Origin of the sequence: Streptomyces sp. CG 926 (assembly GCF_003148825.1) — a bacterium.
Classification (GTDB): Bacteria; Actinomycetota; Actinomycetes; order Streptomycetales; family Streptomycetaceae; genus Streptomyces.
This window is the reverse complement of record NZ_QGGZ01000009.1, coordinates 338,534-358,562: the sequence shown is the minus strand read 5'-3', so window position 1 is coordinate 358,562 and position 20,029 is coordinate 338,534. Positions and strand designations below refer to the sequence as shown.

Below are 20,029 nucleotides of genomic sequence, written 5' to 3'. Positions count from 1 at the left end.
CCGGGGCAGGGATCACAGGCCCCGACCCCGTCTCCGCACCGAACCCCGGCCGAGCCATGGCCACTCTACCGGCCGGGGAATCGGGCCATCAGTGGTCCGTCAGTGCTCGGGGTTCGAGGTGACCAGTTCGGTGAGAACGCCGTGGCAGTCCTTGGGGTGCAGGAAGGTGATGGAGGACCCCATGGATCCCGTGCGGGGCTGGTCGTAGAGGACGCGGACGCCCTTGCCGCGGATGGCCTCGGAGTCTCCCTGGACGTCCTCGGTGCCGAAGGCGATGTGGTGGACGCCCTCGCCGTTCTTGGCCAGCCATTTGCCCACGGCGGAGTCCTCGCGGGTGGGCTCCAGGAGCTGGAGGTAGGAGGCGCCGCCGTCGGACGTCTCGTTGATCTTCAACATGGCCTCGCGGACACCCTGCTCCTCGTTGACCTCGGAGTGGAACACCTCGAAGCCGTACGTGGCACGGTAGAACTCGACAGTCTTGTCCAGGTCGAAGCAGGCGATCCCGATGTGGTCGATTCTTGTCAGCATGGTGACAGTGCACCGCCGAAGGGGGTCGTCACGCAACGTGCGCGCGATCACACCGGCACCCCGGTGACCGCTGAGGTACCGCCCAGTACATTCACGTAAACCCTCGTTCACTCCTCATCCAAGGGGCTGTGCCTCATGTCCGGATCGAACAACACCACTTCTGTGATCGTCGCCGGGGCCCGCACGCCCATGGGGCGGCTGCTCGGCTCGCTGAAGTCCTTCTCGGGCGCCGACCTCGGCGGCTTCGCCATCAAGTCCGCGCTGGACCGGGCCGGGATCTCCGGCGACCAGGTGCAGTACGTGATCATGGGCCAGGTGCTGCAGGCCGGCGCGGGCCAGATCCCCGCCCGCCAGGCCGCCGTCAAGGCCGGCATCCCGATGAACGTGCCCGCCCTCACGATCAACAAGGTGTGTCTCTCGGGCCTGGACGCGATCGCGCTGGCCGACCAGCTGATCCGCGCCGGTGAGTTCGACATCGTGGTCGCGGGCGGTCAGGAGTCCATGACCAACGCCCCGCACCTGCTGCCGAAGTCCCGCGACGGCTACAAGTACGGCGCCGTCGAGATGCTGGACGCGATGGCCTACGACGGCCTCACCGACGCCTTCGAGAACATCGCGATGGGCGAGTCCACCGAGAAGCACAACACCCGCCTGGGCATCGAGCGCGCCCCGCAGGACGAGTTCGCCGCCTCCTCGCACCAGCGGGCCGCGGCCGCGCAGAAGAACGGCGTCTTCGAGGCCGAGATCGTCCCGGTGGAGATCCCGCAGCGCAAGGGCGACCCGGTGATCTTCTCCACCGACGAGGGCATCCGCCCCGAGACCACCGTGGAGTCCCTCGGCAAGCTGCGTCCGGCCTTCGCCAAGGACGGCACCATCACCGCCGGCACCTCCTCGCAGATCAGCGACGGCGCCGCCGCCGTGGTCGTGATGAGCAAGGCGAAGGCCGAGGAGCTCGGCCTGGAGTGGATCGCCGAGATCGGCGCCCACGGCAACGTGGCCGGCCCCGACAACTCCCTCCAGTCGCAGCCGTCGAACGCGATCCTGCACGCCCTGAAGAAGGAGGGCCTGGAGGTCTCCGACCTGGACCTCATCGAGATCAACGAGGCCTTCGCGGCGGTCGCCGTGCAGTCAATGAAGGACCTCGGCGTGACGCCGGAAAAGGTGAACGTCAACGGTGGCGCCATTGCCCTGGGGCACCCGATCGGCATGTCCGGAGCCCGCGTGGTGCTGCACCTGGCGCTGGAGCTGAAGCGCCGCGGCGGTGGCGTCGGCGCGGCCGCGCTGTGCGGCGGCGGCGGCCAGGGCGACGCGCTGATCGTCCGCGTCGCCAAGTAGGCGGAGCGAGGCCGCCGGGGCCCTGGTGCGGGGGCCCGGCGGTCCCGGTCCACGGGCCCGACGGCCCTCACGTATCCCGTACGAGAACCGAGGAGCGCAGCACGTATGACGGCGGTGGACGTCCCCCAGCTGGTGGCGCAGGCCCGTGAGGGCCGGCCGAGAGCGGTGGCCCGGCTGATCTCGCTGGTCGAGGGGGCGTCCCCGCAGCTGCGCGAGGTGATGGCCGCACTGGCCCCGCTGACGGGCGGGGCGTACGTGGTGGGGCTGACGGGGTCGCCGGGCGTCGGCAAGTCGACCTCGACCTCGGCGCTCGTCTCCGCGTACCGCAAGGCCGGCAAGCGGGTCGGCGTCCTGGCCGTCGACCCGTCCTCACCCTTCTCGGGCGGGGCGCTGCTCGGCGACCGGGTGCGGATGTCGGACCACGCCTCGGACCCGGGGGTCTACATCCGCTCCATGGCCACCCGCGGCCACCTGGGGGGCCTGGCCTGGGCCGCCCCGCAGGCGATCCGGGTGCTGGACGCGGCCGGCTGCGAGGTGATCCTGGTCGAGACGGTCGGGGTCGGGCAGTCGGAGGTGGAGATCGCCTCGCAGGCCGACACCTCGGTGGTGCTGCTGGCCCCCGGGATGGGCGACGGGATCCAGGCCGCCAAGGCGGGCATCCTGGAGATCGGCGACGTCTACGTGGTCAACAAGGCGGACCGGGACGGCGCCGACGCGACCGCCCGGGAGCTGAACCACATGCTGGGCCTGGGCGAGGCCCGGGGCCGGGACGACTGGCGGCCGCCGATCGTCAAGACGGTCGCGGCCCGTGGCCAGGGCATCGACGAGCTGGTCGAGGCGCTGGAGAAGCACCGGGCGTGGATGGACGAGCGGGGCGTACTGGCCCAGCGGCGGGCCACCCGGGCGGCCCGGGAGGTCGAGACGATCGCCGTCACCGCGCTGCGGGCGCGGATGGCGGACGTGCACGGCGACGCGCACCTGGACGCGCTGGCCGCCAGGGTGGCCGTGGGCGAGCTGGACCCGTACGCGGCCGCGGACGCGCTGCTGACGACGCTGACGGAGGCCTGAGCCCCCGCCCCGGGCATACGGCTCGGTGGGGAGCGCGTGCGGCGCTCCCCGCCGATGGCCGGGGATCAGGAGTTGTCGTCGGAGTTCGAGTCGGAGTTCGAGTCGGAGTCGGTCTGTGCGGTGACCTTGCCGGTCGTCGGGTCCACCGACGCGTTCCAGGTCTTGCCGTCGGAGCCCCTGACCTCGACGTGCCAGTACGGGGCCTTGCCGCTGTCGTCGTCGGAGTCCCACTCGACGGTCCACGTCGTGCCCGGGTGGGCGGCCACGGCGGCCTTGGCGGCCTGCGCGGCGGTGATCTTGGCCGCGAGCAGGCCCTTGTGTTCGCCCGGGTTCTCGTTCTTGTCCACGTTCTTGCGGGACACCTTGCCCGTTGCGGCGTCGACCTCCAGCTCGGCGTGGCCCTTGCCGTCCTTGGTGATCACGTCCACGTGCCAGATGTTGCCGTCCCGGTCGAGGGACTCGACCAGGCCCGGATAGTTCTTGAGGGCGGCGGTGACGGCCTGCTCGGCCGAGACGTCGGCCCGGGCCGCGGCGGACGCGGGGGCGGTTCTCGCCGAGTCGGCGGCCGCAGTGGCGGCGGTCGCCAGGGGGGCCGCGGTCAGCAGGACCACGGACGCGGCGGCGGAGACGAACACGTTACGCTTCATAGGCTGGACCTCCTCAGGCCGGCCCGACGGGCAAGGGCCGGCAGCGAGCGTTCCCAGCCATTGTCAGGCCGACGGCCGTCCGGGGCGCGACGAGTGCGCGCGGTCCGGACGGCCCGGCCCCGGCCTCAGACCTTGCCGCGGTTGTCGCGCAGGTGCTCCGCGACCGGGGTCAGCGAGGCGCGCAGCGCCGCCAGGGCTTCCGGCGGCAGCAGGTCGATGAAGTGCTGACGGACGGACGCCACGTGGTGCGGGGCGACCCGGCGCATCGTCTCCATGCCCTCGTCCGTGAGCACCGCGTACAGGCCGCGGCGGTCGGACTCGCAGTTCACCCGGCGGACCAGGCCGGCCGTCTCCATGCGCGTGATCTGGTGCGACAGCCGGCTCTTGGACTGCAGCGTGGCGGTCGCGAGATCGCTCATCCGCATCCGGTGGTCCTGCGACTCCGAGAGGTTCACGAGGATCTCGTAGTCGTTGTTGGTGAGTCCGAAGGGCTGGAGATCCTTTTCCAGCTGGTGCATCAGCAGCCTGCTGACGTCCAGGTGGGTGCGCCAGGCGCACTGCTCGGCATCGGTCAGCCAGCGGGTGCCCCCGGACGGACTCTGGGGGAGGGGGGCCGTATCGGTCTCCATGGTCTCCATGAATGAACTCTACCTAAAAAGTTGAATTGCGTACAAAAATCTCAGGTCAGGGGATCACAGTCCGAGACGGCGCTGGAGATCACCCAGCTGTCCCGGCATCCGCGGCACGCCCAGCTGCCCCATCGGACCCTGACCGGCCCCCGGAACGCCCTGCGCGTTGCCCGTGGCCGCCCCGGCGCCGACCGCGCCGATCGCCTGCTCCGCCATCAGCATCTCCGACGACTGCAGCAGTACCGTCCCCGCGCCGACGAACTCGAACTGGTGCTCCTCGCCCGAGCTGCCCCCTATGCCGGTCAGCGAGCGCAGTCCGCCCATCACGCCCGTCATGTAGCCGTGGTCGTAGTGGTGGCACGGCGAAGGGCAGTCCGCCCAGCCCACCAGCGCCTGCGGGTCCACGCGCAGCGGCGGCTCCATGAACACCACCGGTCCGTTGGACGCCGCCACGAACTTCCCGGTTCCGATCAGCGTCAGGAAGCCCGGGACGATCGACTGCTTCAGGGCGAGCGAGGGCTGGTACGCGAGCAGGTTGCCCGACCGGATCGTCAGGTTGCCGTTGTCCAGGTCGTACGAGTTCACGTCGAAGGCCCGGTCGGCCAGCAGCATCTTGCCCGAGCCCTCGGCGACCACCCAGTCACTGGCGTGCAGGGGCGAGTGGAAGCTGGTGCGCAGCAGGCGGTCGAAGCGGCCGTTGCCGATCCCGTTGAAGTCGATGTTCCCGTAGTACGAGATCATCTTGCCCTTCTGCAGGAACCACTGGCTCCCCTTGAGCTCCACGCAGAAGGTGTACGCGTTCACGTTGTCGTCGGAGGGCAGCGTGTACGGGTCGAAGACCGTCGGGCCGCCCGGTCCGCCGGTCACAGGGCCAAAGTTCACAGCTTCTCCTCGGAGGCCTGTACGTACACCGCGCCCTGACCGGACAGCTCCAGCTGGAACGCCTCGCCCGAGCCGCGCCCCACCATGTCCCGCCAGCCGAGGGCGGTGGAGAGCTTGTTGCGCACGTCACCGTGGTGGGCGACGTACGCCTGCGGGTCCACGTGGATCGGGCGCTGCGGGGTGATCGGCAGCTCGATGACCCCGCCGTGGGCCATCACGGCGACCGAGCCGTGGCCCTTGAGGGTGGTGGTGAAGAGGCCCTGGCCGGTCACCTGGCCGCGGACCATGCCCATGACCCCGCCCTGGGAGCCCATGAACATCGTGCCCTGCTGGAGGGTGCCGTCGAAGGCGAGGAGCCGGTCGGCCTCGACGTAGAGGGTCTCGCCGGTCAGGTTGATCACCTGGATGTGGTGGCCGCCGTGGCCGAACATCACGGTGCCGCTGCCCTCGACCGCCATCAGCGGGGTCTGCTCGTTCGCCACCCGGCGACCGATCATGCCCATCACCCCGCCCTGACCGCCGGTCAGGCTCGGGGTGAAGGAGACCTCGCCGCGGTAGGCGAGCATCGCGCCGCGCTGGCTGTACATCTTCTGACCCGGGATCACCTGGGCCTCGACCATCTTCGAGTTGATCTCGCGGAACGGCATCAGATGTCGCCCCCGACGGTGTTGCGCTCGCTGGGCTGCACGTAGACCAGGCCCTCGCCCTCGAAGCGGATCTGGAACGCCTCGCCGGAGCCCTCGCCGATGAGTGTGCGGAAGTTCACACCGGACTGGAAGGACTGCTGGAGGTTGCCCGTGTGCGCGATGTACGCGCCGGGGTCGACGGACAGCGGGTACTGGGCGCTCACGCGCAGCACCACGGCCGGGCCGTCGGACATGATCGCGGCCTGGCCCGAGCCCTCGACGGTCGTGGTGAACAGGCCGTTGCCCGTCGTCGCGCCGCGCAGGCCGGTGAAGGTCGTGCCGGTCCGCAGACCGGCGTCGGTGCACAGCAGGTTGCTGGACTCGACGTAGAGCTTCTCGCCGCGCAGGTTCACCAGGTTGATCTCGCTCGCGCGGTCGGCGAAGAAGCAGGTGCCGTGCCCCTGCACTTCCATCACTGTCATCTGTTCGCCGGTCAGCCGGCGGGTCACCATGCCGCGGAGGCCTTCGCCGCCGCCGGTCATCTTCTTGAAGGCCATCTGCCCGTCGTACGCGACCATGGAGCCGTTCTTCGCTTTCACGGCGTCCCCGGTCAGGTCGACGGCCAGCACCTTGCTGCCTTGGAGTCGGAACTGAGCCACGGGAAGACGTTATCGGCACCGGGCGACCCCGAACAGGGCCCTGTGGACGATATATGCCACACCCGGGAGATATGGGTGCGACCGGACCCCGTCCGCAGAGGTCGCGGCGGGGGAGGGGTCCGGTCAAGATCCCGTAAAGCGACTGAGACACTGGGAAGGACCCTGGCCTCCAGCCCGAAGGTTCCACGTGGACATCAAGACCGCCTCCGCCCTGCACCGACTGCGCCTCGTCTCCGTTCCGGAGGCGCTGTCGTTCCCGGCCCTGCTGATCTTCGGCTCGCTGCTGAGCCGGATCTCCGACATCGACTACCTGTTGATGCCGCTGGGGATCCTGCACGCGATCCTGTTCATGGCCTACGGGGTGCTGCTGCTGGACGTGTGGAACAAGGCGAAGTGGCCGTTCAAGAAGGTCGTGTTCTTCTTCGTCCTCTCCGTGGTGCCCCTGGGCGGCCTCTACGGGGACAAGCTGCTCAAGCGGGAAGAGGCGGACAGCGTGGTCGCCGCCCGTGTCGCGCGCGAGGCGGCCCAGGCGTGATCGTCGCGTTCTCGGTGACCCCGCTGGGGGTCGGTGAAGAGGTCGGCGAGTACGTCGCCGACGCGGTCCGGGTGGTCCGCGAGTCCGGGCTGCCGAACCGCACCGATGCCATGTTCACCACCGTCGAAGGTGAGTGGGACGAGGTCATGGACGTGGTGCGGCGTGCGGTGGCCGCCGTCGAGGAGCGGGCGCCGCGCGTCTCCTTCATCCTCAAGGCCGACATCCGCCCCGGGGTCCACGACGGGATCACCTCCAAGGTCGAGACGGTGGAGCGGCACCTCGCCGGAGGCTGAGCCGCCCTCACCGGCCCTATTTCCACCGGTACTTCCGAAAGCGCCCCCGGCCCACAGGCCGGGGGCGCTTTCGCGTGCCCGGGCGGTCGACGGTCATCGTTTGAGCGATCGATCAAATTCCCCTAAGGTGCCGGTTGAGCGATCGCTCAACACACGGCACGGGGGTGGAGATGGGCCTGTACGTCGAGACGCGGATCCGGGCGGACATGGACGAGCTCTGGGAGCGCAGCCAGGACCCGGCCCAGCACCAGCGCTGGGACCTGCGGTTCACCTCCATCGGCTACCTCCCGCGCGCCGAGGGCGAGCCCCAGCGGTTCCGGTACGCGACCCGCGTGCTGCCGTTCCTCTCCGTCGACGGGACCGGGATCTCCGCCGGGGAACGCCACCGGGCCGACGGCACCCGGGTCTCCGCCCTGCGGTTCGCCTCGGCGCACCCGCTGTCGCTGCTCGCCGAGGGCAGCGGCTACTGGCGCTACGTCCCCGGCCCCGACGGGATCCGCTTCCTCACCGGCTACGACTACCGCTCGCGCTGGGGCCGCTTCGGGGCCCTCGCGGACCGGCTGGTGTTCCGCCCGCTCATGGGCTGGGCCACCGCCTGGTCCTTCGACCGGCTGCGGCTGTGGTGCGAGCGCGGGACCACCCCGGGCCGCGCCCTCGCCCGCGCGATCGGCGAGAGCGCCCTGCGCGCCCTGCTGTCCGTGGCCGCCCTGGTGTACGCGCCGCTGCCGGCCGCCCTGGTGGTGATGGCCGCCGCCCTGTTGCTGCCCCCGCTGCCCGGCACCCCGGCCGCCCGCCGCTGCCTGCGCACCCCGCCCGGCCGGACCCCCGCCCGCGCACCCCGCCTGCTCAGCACCCTGGAGCCCTCATGACCTCCATCTTCCGGGCCCACATGGGCGCCGAGTTCGACCGTCTGCACCCGCAGGTCCAGCGCCGCTTCTCGGTGGGGCTCACCAGCGGCGAGGGCTGCATCGGCCGCGGCACCATGGAGCGGATATGGCACGGCCCCGGTTATGTGAAGCCCTTCCTCCGGCTCGGCGGCACGCGGAACATCCTGGTGCCGCGCGCCGGGCGCGACGTCCCCTTCGTCATCGAGAACCTCCCCTACCTCGACTCCTTCGGGCGCGAGACCGTCACCTTCGTGCGGACCTTCCAGCTGCCCGGCGGACCCCACCGCTTCGACGCCACCATGGTCCACAGCCCCGAGCGCGACTGCGTCCTCGACTACCTGGGCACCCACCAGCACCTCGCCAGCGACCTCCACATGAGCGCCGAGCCCGACGGCTCGCTGCTCATCCGCTCCGGCGAACACCGCTTCCGCGAGGGCCCCGTCGACGTCCGCGTCCCCGACCTGATCGGCGGCGACGCCGAGGTCCGCGAATCCTTCGACGAGGCCACCGGTCGGTTCCGGATCCGGGTACGGGTGGTCAACCGCCGCTTCGGACCGCTCTTCGGCTACGAGGGCTCCTTCGCCGCGGAGTACGTGGACGTCCGTACGCACGGGGTCCGCGCCGACCTGCGGCCGGTCCGCGAGGAGGTCCGGGCATGAGCGCCGCCACCAAGGAGAAGCTGCTCGAAGGGGCCCTGCGCACCCTGGCCGAGCAGGGCGTCGCCAAGGCCTCGGCCCGCACCATCGCGACCACCGCCGGGGTGGGGCAGGGGCTGATCTTCTACCACTTCGGCTCGGTGGACGAGCTGCTCGCCGCGGCCTGCCGGTACGGCGCCGAGCAGCGGGTGGCCCGCTACCGCGACCGGCTCGCCGCCCTGGGCAGCCTCGCCGAACTGCTGGAGTTCGCCCGCACGATGCACGAGGAGGAACGGGCCGCCGGGAACGTCGCCCTGCTCGGGCAGCTGCTGGCCGCCGGGCAGAGCTCGCCCGTCCTGGCCGCCGCCACCGCCGACGGACTCGGGCTGTGGATCGAGGAGCTGGAGAAGGTCCTCACCCGGCTGCTGGCGGCGACCCCGCTGGAGGGGTACGCCGACCCGGCCGGGCTGGCCCGGGCCACGGCCGCCTCCTTCATCGGCATCGAGCTGTACGAAGGGGTGGACCCGCAGGGCGCGGGGAGCGCGCTCGCCGCGCTGGAGCAGCTGGCCGGCCTGGCCACCGTGCTGGAGGGGCTCGGCTCCCTGAGCCAGCGCGTGGTGCGGCACGGCCTGCGGCGCGGCACCCGCTGACCCGGGCCGCGCGGCCCGGGCCGCCCGCGCCCCTCACCCGTACGGCCCTGCGGTCCCCGACCTGAGGAAGGACCGCCCGGTCGACCGCGTCCCGGCAACCGGTACGGCGCCTCCGTGTTCGTCGGCACCGACAACGCGGTACGGATCAGCGCCCTGCGGGCCGCAGGGGCCGCAGGGCTCAGGGAGCGGGGTCGCCCGTGGTGAGCGCGATCGCCAGCGGGGTGCGCTCGTAGCGGACCTGGTGGCCGTGGCGGGCGGAGATGAGCAGCCCCGCCGCCCGCAGGACCCCCAGATGGGCCGAGACCGTGGACGGGGCCAGACCGAGCCGATGGGCCAGCGCCGTGGTGGAGGCCGGCTCCTCCAGCGCGCACAGCACCTCGGCCCGGGCCCGGCCCAGCAGCCGGACGAGCGCGTGCGGGGTGTTCTCCTGGGCCGAGGTCCACAAGGCGCCGATGCCACGGGCCGGGTAGACGATGGTGGGCTGCCAGGGCGGGTCGAAGCCGCCCGCGATCCCCGGCCAGATGAAGGCGCTCGGCATCAGGAGCAGCCCCTGGCCGCCCAGGACGCGCTCGTGGTGACTGGTGGGCCGCTCGATGGTCAGGGTGAGGGAGGCGGCGTCCCAGGCGAGGCTCGGGTGCAGCCCGTCGAAGAGGGCCTGCAGACCGCCGGCGGCGAGGCGGCGCGAGTGGAAGAGGATGTCCGCCTCCAGCAGGGCCCGCAGCCTCGGCCAGTGCGGCTCGATCAGCAGGCTCCAGGCCCGCTCCATCAGATCGGCCAGGTCGCGTACGGCCCGGGCGGGATCGGCGAGCAGCGACCGGCCCAGGTCGCTGTCGAGGGCGCCGGGCGTACTGGCCAGCGACTTGCGGATGTCCTCGCGCGCCGTGGCCGGATCCGCCCCGCGGATCAGCGCGAGCTCCTCCTCGAAGGAGACCCCCGGTCCGCTCGGCGGCGGGCCGATGAAGTCCACGCTGTGCCCGCGGTGCGGCATCAGCAGCCACAACGGCCGCAGGTCCAGCCCGTCGGCCGCGGCGCGGATCCGCCGCAGCCAGGGCAGGTGGTAGCCCTGCCGCTCCGTGAGTTTCAGTACGCGCACCGCCTCCTGCGTCTCCCACGCGGGCGAGAGCGCGAACCGGCACCGCAGCAGGTCCTCGTGCCCGAAGTGGTGGTGCAATCCCATTCCGGCGCTCCCTCCCCTTCTTCGAGGCGGCCGACGACGTGAGACTCTGCCCTAACATTCGGCCACAGGCGAATCCCTGGAGCGTCGGAGGTGGGCTCGGGACGCTGGGCCCATGCCCGCCGAAAACCATGCGCCCGGGCGGTCCGCACCGCCACCGGGCTACCGCTCCGTGTTCCGGGTCCGTGAGTTCCGGACCGTCTTCGTCGCCCACCTGCTGTCCGTGCTCGGCCTGGTCGTCGCCGAGATCTCGCTGTCCGTCCTCGTCTACCGCACCACCGGCTCACCCTTGATGAGCGCGCTCACCTTCGCCCTCGGCTTCCTCCCGTACGTCCTCGGCGGCACCCTGCTCGCCGGGATCGCCGACCGCCACCCCGCCCGCCGGGTGCTCGTCACCTGCGACCTCCTCTGCGCGCTCTGCGCGGCCGCCATGGTGGCGCCGGGCACGCCCGTCGCCGTGCTCCTCGTACTGCGCTGCGCCATGGCTTTCGTGGCGCCGCTGTTCCAGGGCACGCGCAACGCCTCCCTCTCCGACATCCTCGGCACCGGCGACGTCTTCGTCCTGGGCCGCTCGCTGCTGCGCATGGTCGCCCAGAGCGCCCAGCTCATCGGCTTCGGCCTCGGTGGGCTGCTGCTCACCGTGCTCGCGCCGCGCGCCGCCATCGCCCTGACCGCCGCGGGCTTCCTCGGCTCCGCGCTGCTGCTGCGACTGGGCACGCGCAGCCGGCCCGCCCGCAGCGCCGGCCGTACCTCCCCGCTCGCCGGAGTGCGCGCCGTCCTCGGCCGGCGCCGGCTGCGGGCGCTGATGCTGCTGTTCTGGCTGCCGCCCGTCTTCCTCGTCGTCCCCGAGGCGCTGCTCGCCCCGTACACGGACGGCATCGGCGTCGGCACCGCCGCGCTGGGCCTGATGATGTGCGCCATGCCCGTCGGCACCATCGCCGGGGAGCTCTGGGCGGGCTCGGCCCTCACCGCCCGAACGCGCTCGCGGATCGTGATCCCGCTCGCCTCCGCCGGGCTGCTGCCGCTCCTGCTCTTCGCCGTCCGGCCGGGCCTGCCCGTGGTCGTCGCCGCCCTGCTGCTCGCCGGGCTGGCGCACGCCTACACCCTCGGGCTGGACCAGTGGTACGTGGACGCCGTTCCCGACGAGCTGCGTGGCCGGGCGATGACCCTGCTCAGCACCGGCCTGATGACCCTTCAAGGCGTCGGTATGGCCTTGGCCGGCCTGGCCGCCGAATTCCGCCCGGTGCACGAGGTCGTCACCGGCGCCGGGATCCTCGGAACCGGGGTCGTCCTGCTGCTCCTGGCCGAACTCCGGTCCGCCACCCGGCAGGAGGAACGACTGAGGGATGAGACGGCCCTCGCCGTGAATTGACCTCCCGGTAGGGTCGGACGCGTGCCCAAGCCGCTCAGCCTTCCCTTCGACCCCATCGCCCGTGCCGACGAGCTCTGGCAGCAGCGCTGGGGACCCGTGCCCTCGATGGCCGCGATCACCTCGATCATGCGCGCGCACCAGATCCTGCTCGGCGAGGTCGACGCGGTCGTCAAGCCGTACGGGCTGACGTTCGCCCGGTACGAGGCGCTGGTGCTGCTCACCTTCTCCAAGGCCGGCGAACTGCCGATGTCCAAGATCGGCGAGCGACTGATGGTCCACCCGACGTCGGTGACCAACACCGTGGACCGACTGGTGAGGTCCGGACTGGTCGCCAAGCGGCCCAACCCGAACGACGGCCGCGGCACCCTCGCCTCGATCACGGAGAAGGGCCGCGAGGTCGTCGAGGCCGCCACGAAGGACCTGATGGCCGTCGACTTCGGCCTCGGCGCGTACGACGCCGAGGAGTGCGGGGAGATCTTCGCCCTGCTGCGCCCGCTGCGCGTGGCCGCGGCGGACTTCCAGGACTGAGGCGCCCCGTCCCGGACGCCCGGGGCCGCGTCAAGATCGAGCAAAACGGACGGCTAGGCTCGTCGGCATGAAACGAAGCGTGCTGACCCGCTACCGCGCCATGGCCTACGTGACCGCGGTCATGCTCCTGATCCTCTGTGCCTGCATGGTGGCGAAGTACGGCTTCGACACCGGCGCCGACCTGACCTTCGTGGTCTCGCAGGCCCACGGTGTGCTCTTCATGATCTACCTGGTGTTCGCCTTCGATCTGAGCTCCAAGGCCAGGTGGCCCTTCGGTAAGATGCTCTGGGTCATGCTCAGCGGAACGATTCCGGTGGCCGCCTTCTTCGTCGAGCGCAAGGTCCGCGCCGAGGTCGAACCGCTGGTCAACGACTCGCTCGCGACCGCCAAGGCCTGATCTGCGCCTCGTGCGAGGCGAGCGTCACCCACCCCCGGGGTGAGTCCCCGGGGGTTTGCCATCGACATTTACTAGGACGTCCTAGTAAATTCATGGGTATGGACGCTGACGCCATCGAGGAAGGCCGCCGTCGCTGGCAGGCCCGTTATGACAAGGCCCGCAAGCGCGAGGCAGACTTCACCACGCTCTCCGGCGACGAGGTCGAACCGGTCTACGGTCCCCGCCCCGGCGACGAGTACGAGGGCTTCGAGCGCATCGGGTGGCCGGGCGAGTACCCGTACACCCGAGGGCTCCACGCCACCGGGTACCGCGGGCGGACCTGGACCATCCGGCAGTTCGCCGGGTTCGGGAACGCCGAGCAGACCAACGAGCGCTACAAGATGATCCTGGCCGCCGGCGGCGGCGGGCTCTCCGTCGCCTTCGACATGCCGACCCTCATGGGGCGCGACTCCGACGACCCCCGCTCCCTCGGCGAGGTGGGCCACTGCGGGGTCGCCATCGACTCCGCCGCCGACATGGAGGTCCTCTTCAAGGACATCCCGCTCGGTGACGTGACCACCTCGATGACGATCTCGGGCCCGGCCGTCCCCGCCTTCTGCATGTACCTGGTCGCCGCCGAACGGCAGGGCGTGGACCCCGCCGTCCTCAACGGCACGCTCCAGACCGACATCTTCAAGGAGTACATCGCCCAGAAGGAGTGGCTCTTCGAACCCGAGCCGCACCTGCGCCTCATCGGCGACCTCATGGAGTACTGCACGAAGGGCATCCCGGCCTACAAGCCGCTGTCCGTCTCCGGCTACCACATCCGCGAGGCCGGGGCCACGGCCGCGCAGGAGCTCGCGTACACCCTCGCCGACGGCTTCGGCTACGTGGAGCTGGGCCTCTCGCGCGGCATGGACGTCGACGACTTCGCGCCCGGCCTGTCCTTCTTCTTCGACGCGCACCTCGACTTCTTCGAGGAGATCGCCAAGTTCCGCGCCGCGCGCCGGATCTGGGCCCGCTGGATGAAGGAGGTCTACGGGGCGAAGAGCGACAAGTCCATGTGGCTGCGCTTCCACACCCAGACCGCCGGCGTCTCGCTGACCGCGCAGCAGCCGTACAACAATGTCGTGCGCACCGCCGTGGAGGCCCTCGCGGCCGTGCTCGGCGGTACGAACTCCCTGCACACCAACGCCCTGGACGAGACCCTCGCCCTGCCGAGCGAGCAGGCGGCCGAGATCGCCCTGCGCACGCAGCAGGTGCTGATGGAGGAGACCGGCGTCGCCAACGTGGCGGACCCGCTGGGCGGTTCCTGGTTCGTGGAGCAGCTCACCGACCGCATCGAGGCCGAGGCCGAGAAGATCTTCGACCAGATCAAGGAGCGCGGCCTGCGCGCCCACCCGGACGGGCAGCACCCGATCGGGCCGATCACCTCGGGCATCCTGCGCGGCATCGAGGACGGCTGGTTCACCGGGGAGATCGCCGAGTCGGCCTTCCAGTACCAGCGCTCCCTGGAGAAGGGCGACAAGCGCGTCGTCGGCGTCAACGTGCACCACGGGTCGGTCACCGGCGACCTGGAGATCCTCCGGGTCAGCCACGAGGTCGAGACCGTCCAGGTACGGGAGCTCGCGGCCCGCAAGGCCCGGCGCGAGGACGCCAAGGTCGACGCGGCGCTGAAGGCCATGCTGGACGCCGCCCGGGACGGGTCGAACATGATCCCGGCCATGCTGGACGCGGTGCGGGCCGAGGCCACGATGGGCGAGATCTGCAACGTCCTGCGCGACGAGTGGGGCACCTACACCGAGCCGCCGGGCTTCTAGTCCCGCCGCGCGAAGGTGTGGAACGGCCGGTCATGGCGCCCGTACGGCGGCCCTGTGACCGGCCTTCCTGATTTCCGCGCCCGGAGCCGGCGGCGTGGCCGCCGCGGCTCTCAGGCCGGGGCCGGGCCCTGGAGGCCGTGCATCAGGAGGGCCGTGAAGGTGGCCACCCAGACCTCGTCCACCGGTTCGGAGCTCACCAGGGCGCGATGCACCACCGTGCCCGCGATCACGTCGAAGATCAGGTCCGTGGTGCGGCCCGCGAGGGACTCGTCCTCCTCGTAGGGGAGTTCGCCGCGGGCCTGGGCCCGTTCGCGACCCAGTACGACGAGACGTTTCTGCCGATCCACGATCGCCGACCGGATCCGGTCGCGCAGGGCCTCGTCCCGGGTGGACTCGGCGACGACCGCCATCAGGGCCGTACGGGCCTCCGGGCGCCGCAGCAGCTCCGCGAACTGCAGCACCACGCCCTCGATGTCCGCTTCGAGGCAGCCGCGGTCCGGGAGTTCGAGCGCGTCGAAGAGTTCCGCTACCGCGTCCACGACCAGCTCGTTCTTGCCCGCCCAGCGCCGGTAGAGGGTGGTCTTGGCGACCCCCGCGCGGGCGGACACGTCGCCCATCGTCAGCTTCGACCAGCCCAGCTCGACCAGCGCGTCCCGGGTCGCGGCGAGGATCGCGGCGTCCGCGGCGGCACTGCGGGGACGACCGGTGCGGCCGGGGCTGGGGTTGCGCATGGCCGAGACCATACCCGTCGGTAGCCATACCGGCCGCTGTGGTTCAGATCACGGGCCCGGAAGGGGCGCGGTGGGCCGCCGGGGGAGTTACGCTACGGCTCGTAGCGTAAGAGCGACAACCGCGCGAAGGGCTACAGGCGCCAGGTGGGGACCCGGCGCCGTTCAGCATCACGATCGCGACAGTACGGCGGCACGGCCAATTCACGCGATCTTTTTCGTCGGCGCGCGCACACGGGGGAGGATGTACGCATGCAGCCCAGAAACATGTCCATGAGCGGCGTCGTCGACCTCGCCGCGGTGAAGGCGGCCGGCGAGGCCAAGGCCAAGGCCGAGCAGGCGCGCGCCGAAGCGGCGAGCCGGGCCGGCCAGGCCGGCGAGGCGGGCCCGTCCGCCGGCGCGGTGCCGCCGTCCGCGCTCGTCATCGACGTAGACGAGGCCGGCTTCGAACGCGATGTGCTCCAGCTCTCGGCAGAGGTTCCGGTCGTCCTGGACTTCTGGGCCGAGTGGTGCCAGCCGTGCAAGCAGCTCAGCCCGCTCCTGGAGCGTCTGATCACCGAGGCCAACGGTCGCCTCGTGCTCGCCAAGATCGACGTCGACGCCAACCAGATGCTCATGCAGCAGTTCCAGATCCAGGGGATCCCGGCCGTCTTCGCCGTGGTCGCCGGTCAGGTCCTGCCGCTGTTCCAGGGAGTGGTCCCGGAGCAGCAGATCCGCGAGACCTTCGCCCAGCTCGTCCAGGTCGCCGAGGACCGCTTCGGGATCATCGGCATCGAGGTGGACCCGGACGCGGAGGGTGCCGCTCCGGCCGCCACCGCCATGGAGGAGATCCCGGCCGGCCCGTACGACGCCCTGCTGGAGGCGGCCGTCGTCGCGCTCGACGCCGGTGACCTCGGCGGCGCGGTCCAGGCGTACAAGAACGTGCTCGCGGACGACCCGGGCAACACGGAGGCCAAGCTGGGTCTGGCCCAGGCCGAGCTCCTCGCCCGGGTCCAGCACATGGATCCGCAGGCGGTGCGGGCCGCGGCGGCCGAGAACCCGCGCGACCCGGCGGCGCAGATCGCCGCGGCCGACCTCGACCTCGTCGGCGGTCATGTGGAGGACGCTTTCGGCCGCTTGGTGGACACCGTCCGGGTCACTTTCGGTGAGGACCGGGACGCGGTGCGACTGCGGCTGCTGGAGCTGTTCGAGGTCATCGGCGCGGACGACCCTCGGGTCTCCTCGGCGCGTACGGCGCTCGCGCGGGTGCTCTTCTAGGCCGGCTCCGGAGCGGCTTCGCGGCCGCTCCGGGCCCCTCGCCGCGCGCCTCCCGTACATCGTCGGGCCACCGACGATTTGTTGACACGTAGATAAACAGCGGCCGCACTTTGCCAAAACTTGGCAATTGCGGCCACTGTTACTCGCAGTAAATCGAACCCGGTGAACTGTCCGGTGTGTTCGTCATTTGCCCGTTCTGTCGTGGCCCTGGGTGACACCCTGTGTTGCTGCCCGACGGCAGTGGGTCGTACCCCGGTTATCTGGCCGTTACCCGCCAGTAACGAACCCCCTTGTGCCCCGGCCTGGAATGGACCACGATCGGCGACGCTCGGTCCTTCCCGCAGAGCCGCTCATTCGGAGCCGCGGTGAGGGGTCCCCACCGAGCCGGCCTGTGGCAGTGGCACCGGCCGTGGGACAGGGGGGTCTCCGCCACTCCGGTGGGGCCTGTCCTCCAGGTTGCGCGAACGCGTGGCCCAGTGGTTGTCGCTCGGGGGTGATCGCCGGTGTATCGGACGTGGCTCAGCCGCGGCCCGGCCGCCTGCGCTCCTTCCCGAGGACGTAGCACTTCTCCCATCCCAGGACGGGCACGGCCCGGACCGGAGATGTACGTCCGAGAAGGAGGAACGAAAATGAGTTCTCAGGTTCGTGGCGGGACCAGATGGAAGCGCTTCGCGCTCGTCATGGTGCCGAGCATCGCGGCCACGGCCGCGGTCGGTGTGGGTCTGGCGCAGGGCGCCCTCGCGGCGTCGTTCAGCGTCTCCGGCCAGGACTTCAAGGTCTCGGCCGACGAGCTCGTGGGTGAGAACCTCATCCAGTACGGCGGTATCGCCGAGGGTCACGACCTCAAGGGCAACGCTGCACACCACCCGGTCACCATCTCCGGGTTCAGCAACGCCAAGATCACCAACATGTGCCAGTCCCTGGTCACCCCGACTCCGCTGGGCAACATCACGCTCCAGCTGAAGACCGGTCACAAGGGCACCCCGGCCGAGGCGACCAACATCTACCTGGATGTGGCCGAGCTCGACACCAACGCCGAGTTCACCAACCTGGACATCGGTGTCGCGGTCGGCGACCCGAGCCACAAGACCAAGCCGCAGGCCGGCACGGTCGCCAGCCCGTACGCCTTCTCGCAGCGCGCGGACAAGGCGATCCTGCGGGACGTCAAGCAGAAGGCGTGGGCGACCACGGCGGGCACCTTCAAGCTGCCCAACCTGAAGCTGCGCCTGCTCGGTGGCGACCAGCCCTGCTACCAGGACATCAAGGACTGATCAGTCCCCGTGTCTGACCGGCCGGGCGGGTGGTGACAGCCGTCGCCCCCGCCCGGCCGGGCTCCACAGAGTTCTCAAGTACCACCGTTTCCAGGGAGCTGTTGTCCATGAACCCCCAGGCCCCGGTTTACGTTCGCGCAGAAGACGACGCCTGGCCCACCGTGGTGTACTACCACTTCCATGCCTGGAGCGGCCGCCGTCCCTTCTGGGCCGGGTTGTTCACGCTCCTCGGTGGCTTCCCGATTGCATACTTCCCTTACGCGGACCTCCGGCTGGGCAACGTCAGTCTCGCGATGGCCACCACGGGCGGCGCCGGTGCACTGATCATCGGTGTACTGCTGATCACGCTGGGTCTGGCGCTCTGGTTCCAGGCGACGATCCGCGTCTTCGCCGGCGTGGCCGCGATCCTGCTCGCCCTGGTCTCCATCCCGGTGTCCAACCTCGGTGGCTTCTTCATCGGCTTCATCCTCTCCATGGTCGGCGGCGCTCTCGCCCTGGCCTGGGCGCCGGGTCAGCCGGCCGAGGAGGGTGAGCAGCCGATGGACGCGCAGCCGATGGTCGATCAGCAGCCGGGCGCGATCGGTCTGACCAAGGCGGACGCGACGGCGGACATGGGTATGCAGGGCATCCCGGGCCCCCGTGGGACGGAAACGGCACACGCGAGCGAGACGACTGCCCACGCCGATGGCGGGAGGAACAGTGCGGGGTGACGAGACGCAGCGGGGCGTGGCCCCTGGCGCAGAGTCCCGTGTAGTGAAGGGGCCGCGCCACGCGGCGCCCAGGAAGTCGCTGCTGAACAAGATCCAGATACCCGTCGGCAAGACGATGGCGCTCGCGGCGATGCCGACGGCCGTGTTCGTCGGGATGGGTATGGCGCCGAAGCTTGCGGTGGCCGACGACAAGGAGATCCCCTTCGCGCCCGGCCCGTGTGTGACGCGGTCCGACGAACCCGCGGAGACCGAGTCGAAGTCCCCGTCCCCCTCGCCCTCGACGACGCCTTCGCCGAGTACGTCGCCCACCGCGACGCCCTCTCCGTCCGTGTCCCCGTCGGCGAAGACGAAGCCGAGCACCTCCCCGTCGGCGGAGGCCAAGCCCCCGGTGACGAAGGAGAAGGCCGCAGTCCCGGCCCCGGCCACGACACCGGCTCCGGAGCCGACGAAGTCCACGAACCCGTTGGACCCGCTCGGCGTCGGTGACGCGCTCAAGAACCTCGTCGACGAGCTCGGCAGGCCCCTGAAGGACGCGACGGCGAAGGCGACCCCGACGCCCGCGCCCACCCCGTCGGGCGCCGCCACGCCGACCCCGGACCCGGCCGCGGACGCGATCCGCGACGCGGCGAAGAAGGCCGGTGTCGACGTCAAGGAGCTGTCCGAGGAGGTCAAGAAGACCGAGAAGGACCCCAAGAACGAGACGGGCGAGGCCAAGGACAAGGCCAAGGACGAAGCCGCGGACGACAAGTCCGAGGCGGACGACAAGGCCAAGGACGAGGACAAGGCCAAGGACGAGGAGACGAAGGACCCGGACGGGAAGCAGCCCTTCCCGTGCCCGACCTACGACGCCAAGGCCCTGGCCGATGCCGAGCTGGAGCAGGGCGTCCCGCTCCTGCCGGACGAGCCCTGGTACCTCGACAGCTCGCTGCTGACCCTCTACGGCCTGGACTACCACGGCATCGTCGAGGTGAAGACGGCCGGCGGCAAGACCAAGAAGGTCCTGAAGTTCACCGCGGACTCGCTGGACATCAAGGACCTCTACCAGACGGTCGGTACGTCGGGGAACGTCGCCCACCTGAAGTCGCGTCCGGGCTCCACGTCCAAGATCCGCGGCGGCACGGTGACGATGTACACCGAGAGCCTCAAGGGGAACCTGTTCGGTCTGATCCCGATCGAGTTCACCCCGAACAGCCCGCCGCCCCTGAACGTCCCGTTCGCGTTCTTCACGAACGTCAAGGTCGTCCAGGCCGGCCAGTTCGGCGGCACGCTCACCGTTCCGGGTCTGAAGAACTACATCGGCCCGCCGGAGTAGCGGTCCCGCAGGGACGAGAGGCTGACCCGGACCCCCGAACACACCGAGGGCGGTACCCCGGATCCTGGAAGGGATCCGGGGTACCGCCCTCGGTCTCTGTGCGGCAG

Annotated in this window: 23 protein-coding genes; 15 read left to right on the top strand and 8 right to left on the bottom strand. The window is 70.8% G+C overall.

What is annotated here, in order from left to right:
• Positions 1 to 99 precede the first annotated feature (99 nt).
• Positions 100 to 528, bottom strand: coding sequence for a methylmalonyl-CoA epimerase (mce, locus tag BCL76_RS24995; protein WP_008738238.1), 429 nt, complete (start codon positions 526 to 528; stop codon positions 100 to 102).
• A 135-nt stretch (positions 529 to 663) separates the two neighbouring features.
• Here mce and BCL76_RS24990 point away from each other — a divergent pair, with 135 nt between their 5' ends.
• Complete coding sequence (locus tag BCL76_RS24990; protein WP_030764056.1) at positions 664 to 1,863, top strand: acetyl-CoA C-acetyltransferase; 1,200 nt, start codon at positions 664 to 666, stop codon at positions 1,861 to 1,863.
• 105 nt (positions 1,864 to 1,968) lie between these two features.
• A complete protein-coding gene (gene meaB, locus BCL76_RS24985; RefSeq protein ID WP_030764054.1) occupies positions 1,969 to 2,931 on the top strand; it encodes a methylmalonyl Co-A mutase-associated GTPase MeaB in 963 nt (320 codons plus the stop codon).
• A 65-nt stretch (positions 2,932 to 2,996) separates the two neighbouring features.
• Here the strand turns inward: meaB and BCL76_RS24980 are convergent, their stop codons facing one another.
• From BCL76_RS24980 to BCL76_RS24960, 5 genes are all read right to left on the bottom strand, one after another.
• Positions 2,997 to 3,578, bottom strand: coding sequence for a PepSY domain-containing protein (locus BCL76_RS24980; RefSeq protein ID WP_109781620.1), 582 nt, complete (start codon positions 3,576 to 3,578; stop codon positions 2,997 to 2,999).
• 125 nt (positions 3,579 to 3,703) lie between these two features.
• Positions 3,704 to 4,207 (bottom strand): MarR family winged helix-turn-helix transcriptional regulator, encoded by a 504-nt coding sequence (locus BCL76_RS24975; RefSeq protein WP_109781678.1) that lies wholly within the window; start codon positions 4,205 to 4,207, stop codon positions 3,704 to 3,706.
• Positions 4,208 to 4,270: 63 nt separating this feature from the next.
• Complete coding sequence (locus BCL76_RS24970; protein WP_109781619.1) at positions 4,271 to 5,074, bottom strand: AIM24 family protein; 804 nt, start codon at positions 5,072 to 5,074, stop codon at positions 4,271 to 4,273.
• 11 nt (positions 5,075 to 5,085) lie between these two features.
• Positions 5,086 to 5,736: an AIM24 family protein gene (locus tag BCL76_RS24965; protein ID WP_030009699.1), complete on the bottom strand. Its 651-nt coding sequence runs from the start codon at positions 5,734 to 5,736 to the stop codon at positions 5,086 to 5,088.
• Complete coding sequence (locus BCL76_RS24960) at positions 5,736 to 6,374, bottom strand: AIM24 family protein (RefSeq protein ID WP_030009698.1); 639 nt, start codon at positions 6,372 to 6,374, stop codon at positions 5,736 to 5,738. Before BCL76_RS24960 ends, BCL76_RS24965 begins: the two co-directional genes overlap by 1 nt.
• A gap of 187 nt (positions 6,375 to 6,561) precedes the next feature.
• On the opposite strand from BCL76_RS24960, the gene BCL76_RS24955 reads away from it, so the two are divergent.
• The 5 genes from BCL76_RS24955 (at position 6,562) to BCL76_RS24935 (ending at position 9,374) form a co-directional block, all read left to right on the top strand.
• The gene (locus BCL76_RS24955; protein WP_109781618.1) at positions 6,562 to 6,909 is read left to right on the top strand and encodes a DUF3817 domain-containing protein; all 348 of its coding nucleotides are present in this window, start codon (positions 6,562 to 6,564) and stop codon (positions 6,907 to 6,909) included.
• Positions 6,906 to 7,202, top strand: a complete 297-nt coding sequence (locus tag BCL76_RS24950; protein WP_109781617.1) for an MTH1187 family thiamine-binding protein — start codon at positions 6,906 to 6,908, stop codon at positions 7,200 to 7,202. The genes BCL76_RS24955 and BCL76_RS24950 overlap by 4 nt, the downstream gene beginning before the upstream one ends.
• A 170-nt stretch (positions 7,203 to 7,372) precedes the next feature.
• On the top strand, positions 7,373 to 8,071 hold the full coding sequence (locus BCL76_RS24945; RefSeq protein WP_109781677.1) for a hypothetical protein: 699 nt from the start codon (positions 7,373 to 7,375) through the stop codon (positions 8,069 to 8,071).
• Positions 8,068 to 8,748, top strand: coding sequence for a DUF4166 domain-containing protein (locus BCL76_RS24940; RefSeq protein WP_109781616.1), 681 nt, complete (start codon positions 8,068 to 8,070; stop codon positions 8,746 to 8,748). Before BCL76_RS24945 ends, BCL76_RS24940 begins: the two co-directional genes overlap by 4 nt.
• Positions 8,745 to 9,374 (top strand): TetR/AcrR family transcriptional regulator, encoded by a 630-nt coding sequence (locus tag BCL76_RS24935; protein ID WP_109781615.1) that lies wholly within the window; start codon positions 8,745 to 8,747, stop codon positions 9,372 to 9,374. Before BCL76_RS24940 ends, BCL76_RS24935 begins: the two co-directional genes overlap by 4 nt.
• 178 nt (positions 9,375 to 9,552) lie before the next feature.
• On the opposite strand, the gene BCL76_RS24930 is transcribed toward BCL76_RS24935, so the two are convergent.
• On the bottom strand, positions 9,553 to 10,551 hold the full coding sequence (locus BCL76_RS24930; protein WP_109781614.1) for an ArsR/SmtB family transcription factor: 999 nt from the start codon (positions 10,549 to 10,551) through the stop codon (positions 9,553 to 9,555).
• 112 nt (positions 10,552 to 10,663) lie between these two features.
• Here BCL76_RS24930 and BCL76_RS24925 point away from each other — a divergent pair, with 112 nt between their 5' ends.
• The 4 genes from BCL76_RS24925 (at position 10,664) to BCL76_RS24910 (ending at position 14,644) form a co-directional block, all read left to right on the top strand.
• Positions 10,664 to 11,920, top strand: coding sequence for an MFS transporter (locus BCL76_RS24925; RefSeq protein ID WP_109781613.1), 1,257 nt, complete (start codon positions 10,664 to 10,666; stop codon positions 11,918 to 11,920).
• 21 nt (positions 11,921 to 11,941) lie between these two features.
• Positions 11,942 to 12,448, top strand: coding sequence for a MarR family winged helix-turn-helix transcriptional regulator (locus BCL76_RS24920; protein WP_030720792.1), 507 nt, complete (start codon positions 11,942 to 11,944; stop codon positions 12,446 to 12,448).
• Positions 12,449 to 12,515: 67 nt separating this feature from the next.
• Complete coding sequence (locus tag BCL76_RS24915) at positions 12,516 to 12,845, top strand: DUF3817 domain-containing protein (protein WP_030720789.1); 330 nt, start codon at positions 12,516 to 12,518, stop codon at positions 12,843 to 12,845.
• A gap of 98 nt (positions 12,846 to 12,943) precedes the next feature.
• Complete coding sequence (locus tag BCL76_RS24910) at positions 12,944 to 14,644, top strand: acyl-CoA mutase large subunit family protein (protein ID WP_109781612.1); 1,701 nt, start codon at positions 12,944 to 12,946, stop codon at positions 14,642 to 14,644.
• Between the two features lie 110 nt (positions 14,645 to 14,754).
• Here the strand turns inward: BCL76_RS24910 and BCL76_RS24905 are convergent, their stop codons facing one another.
• Positions 14,755 to 15,375, bottom strand: coding sequence for a TetR/AcrR family transcriptional regulator (locus tag BCL76_RS24905; RefSeq protein WP_109781676.1), 621 nt, complete (start codon positions 15,373 to 15,375; stop codon positions 14,755 to 14,757).
• A 249-nt stretch (positions 15,376 to 15,624) separates the two neighbouring features.
• Between BCL76_RS24905 and BCL76_RS24900 the strand changes: the two genes are divergently transcribed.
• The 4 genes from BCL76_RS24900 (at position 15,625) to BCL76_RS24885 (ending at position 19,922) form a co-directional block, all read left to right on the top strand.
• Positions 15,625 to 16,629, top strand: coding sequence for a tetratricopeptide repeat protein (locus tag BCL76_RS24900; protein WP_109781611.1), 1,005 nt, complete (start codon positions 15,625 to 15,627; stop codon positions 16,627 to 16,629).
• A 629-nt stretch (positions 16,630 to 17,258) separates the two neighbouring features.
• Entirely contained in the window at positions 17,259 to 17,900 is a 642-nt protein-coding gene (locus tag BCL76_RS24895) for a DUF6230 family protein (protein ID WP_109781610.1), read from the top strand.
• A gap of 107 nt (positions 17,901 to 18,007) precedes the next feature.
• On the top strand, positions 18,008 to 18,610 hold the full coding sequence (locus tag BCL76_RS24890) for a DUF6114 domain-containing protein (RefSeq protein ID WP_181382713.1): 603 nt from the start codon (positions 18,008 to 18,010) through the stop codon (positions 18,608 to 18,610).
• Positions 18,600 to 19,922, top strand: coding sequence for a hypothetical protein (locus BCL76_RS24885; RefSeq protein ID WP_181382712.1), 1,323 nt, complete (start codon positions 18,600 to 18,602; stop codon positions 19,920 to 19,922). The genes BCL76_RS24890 and BCL76_RS24885 overlap by 11 nt, the downstream gene beginning before the upstream one ends.
• The last annotated feature ends 107 nt before the right edge of the window (positions 19,923 to 20,029 follow it).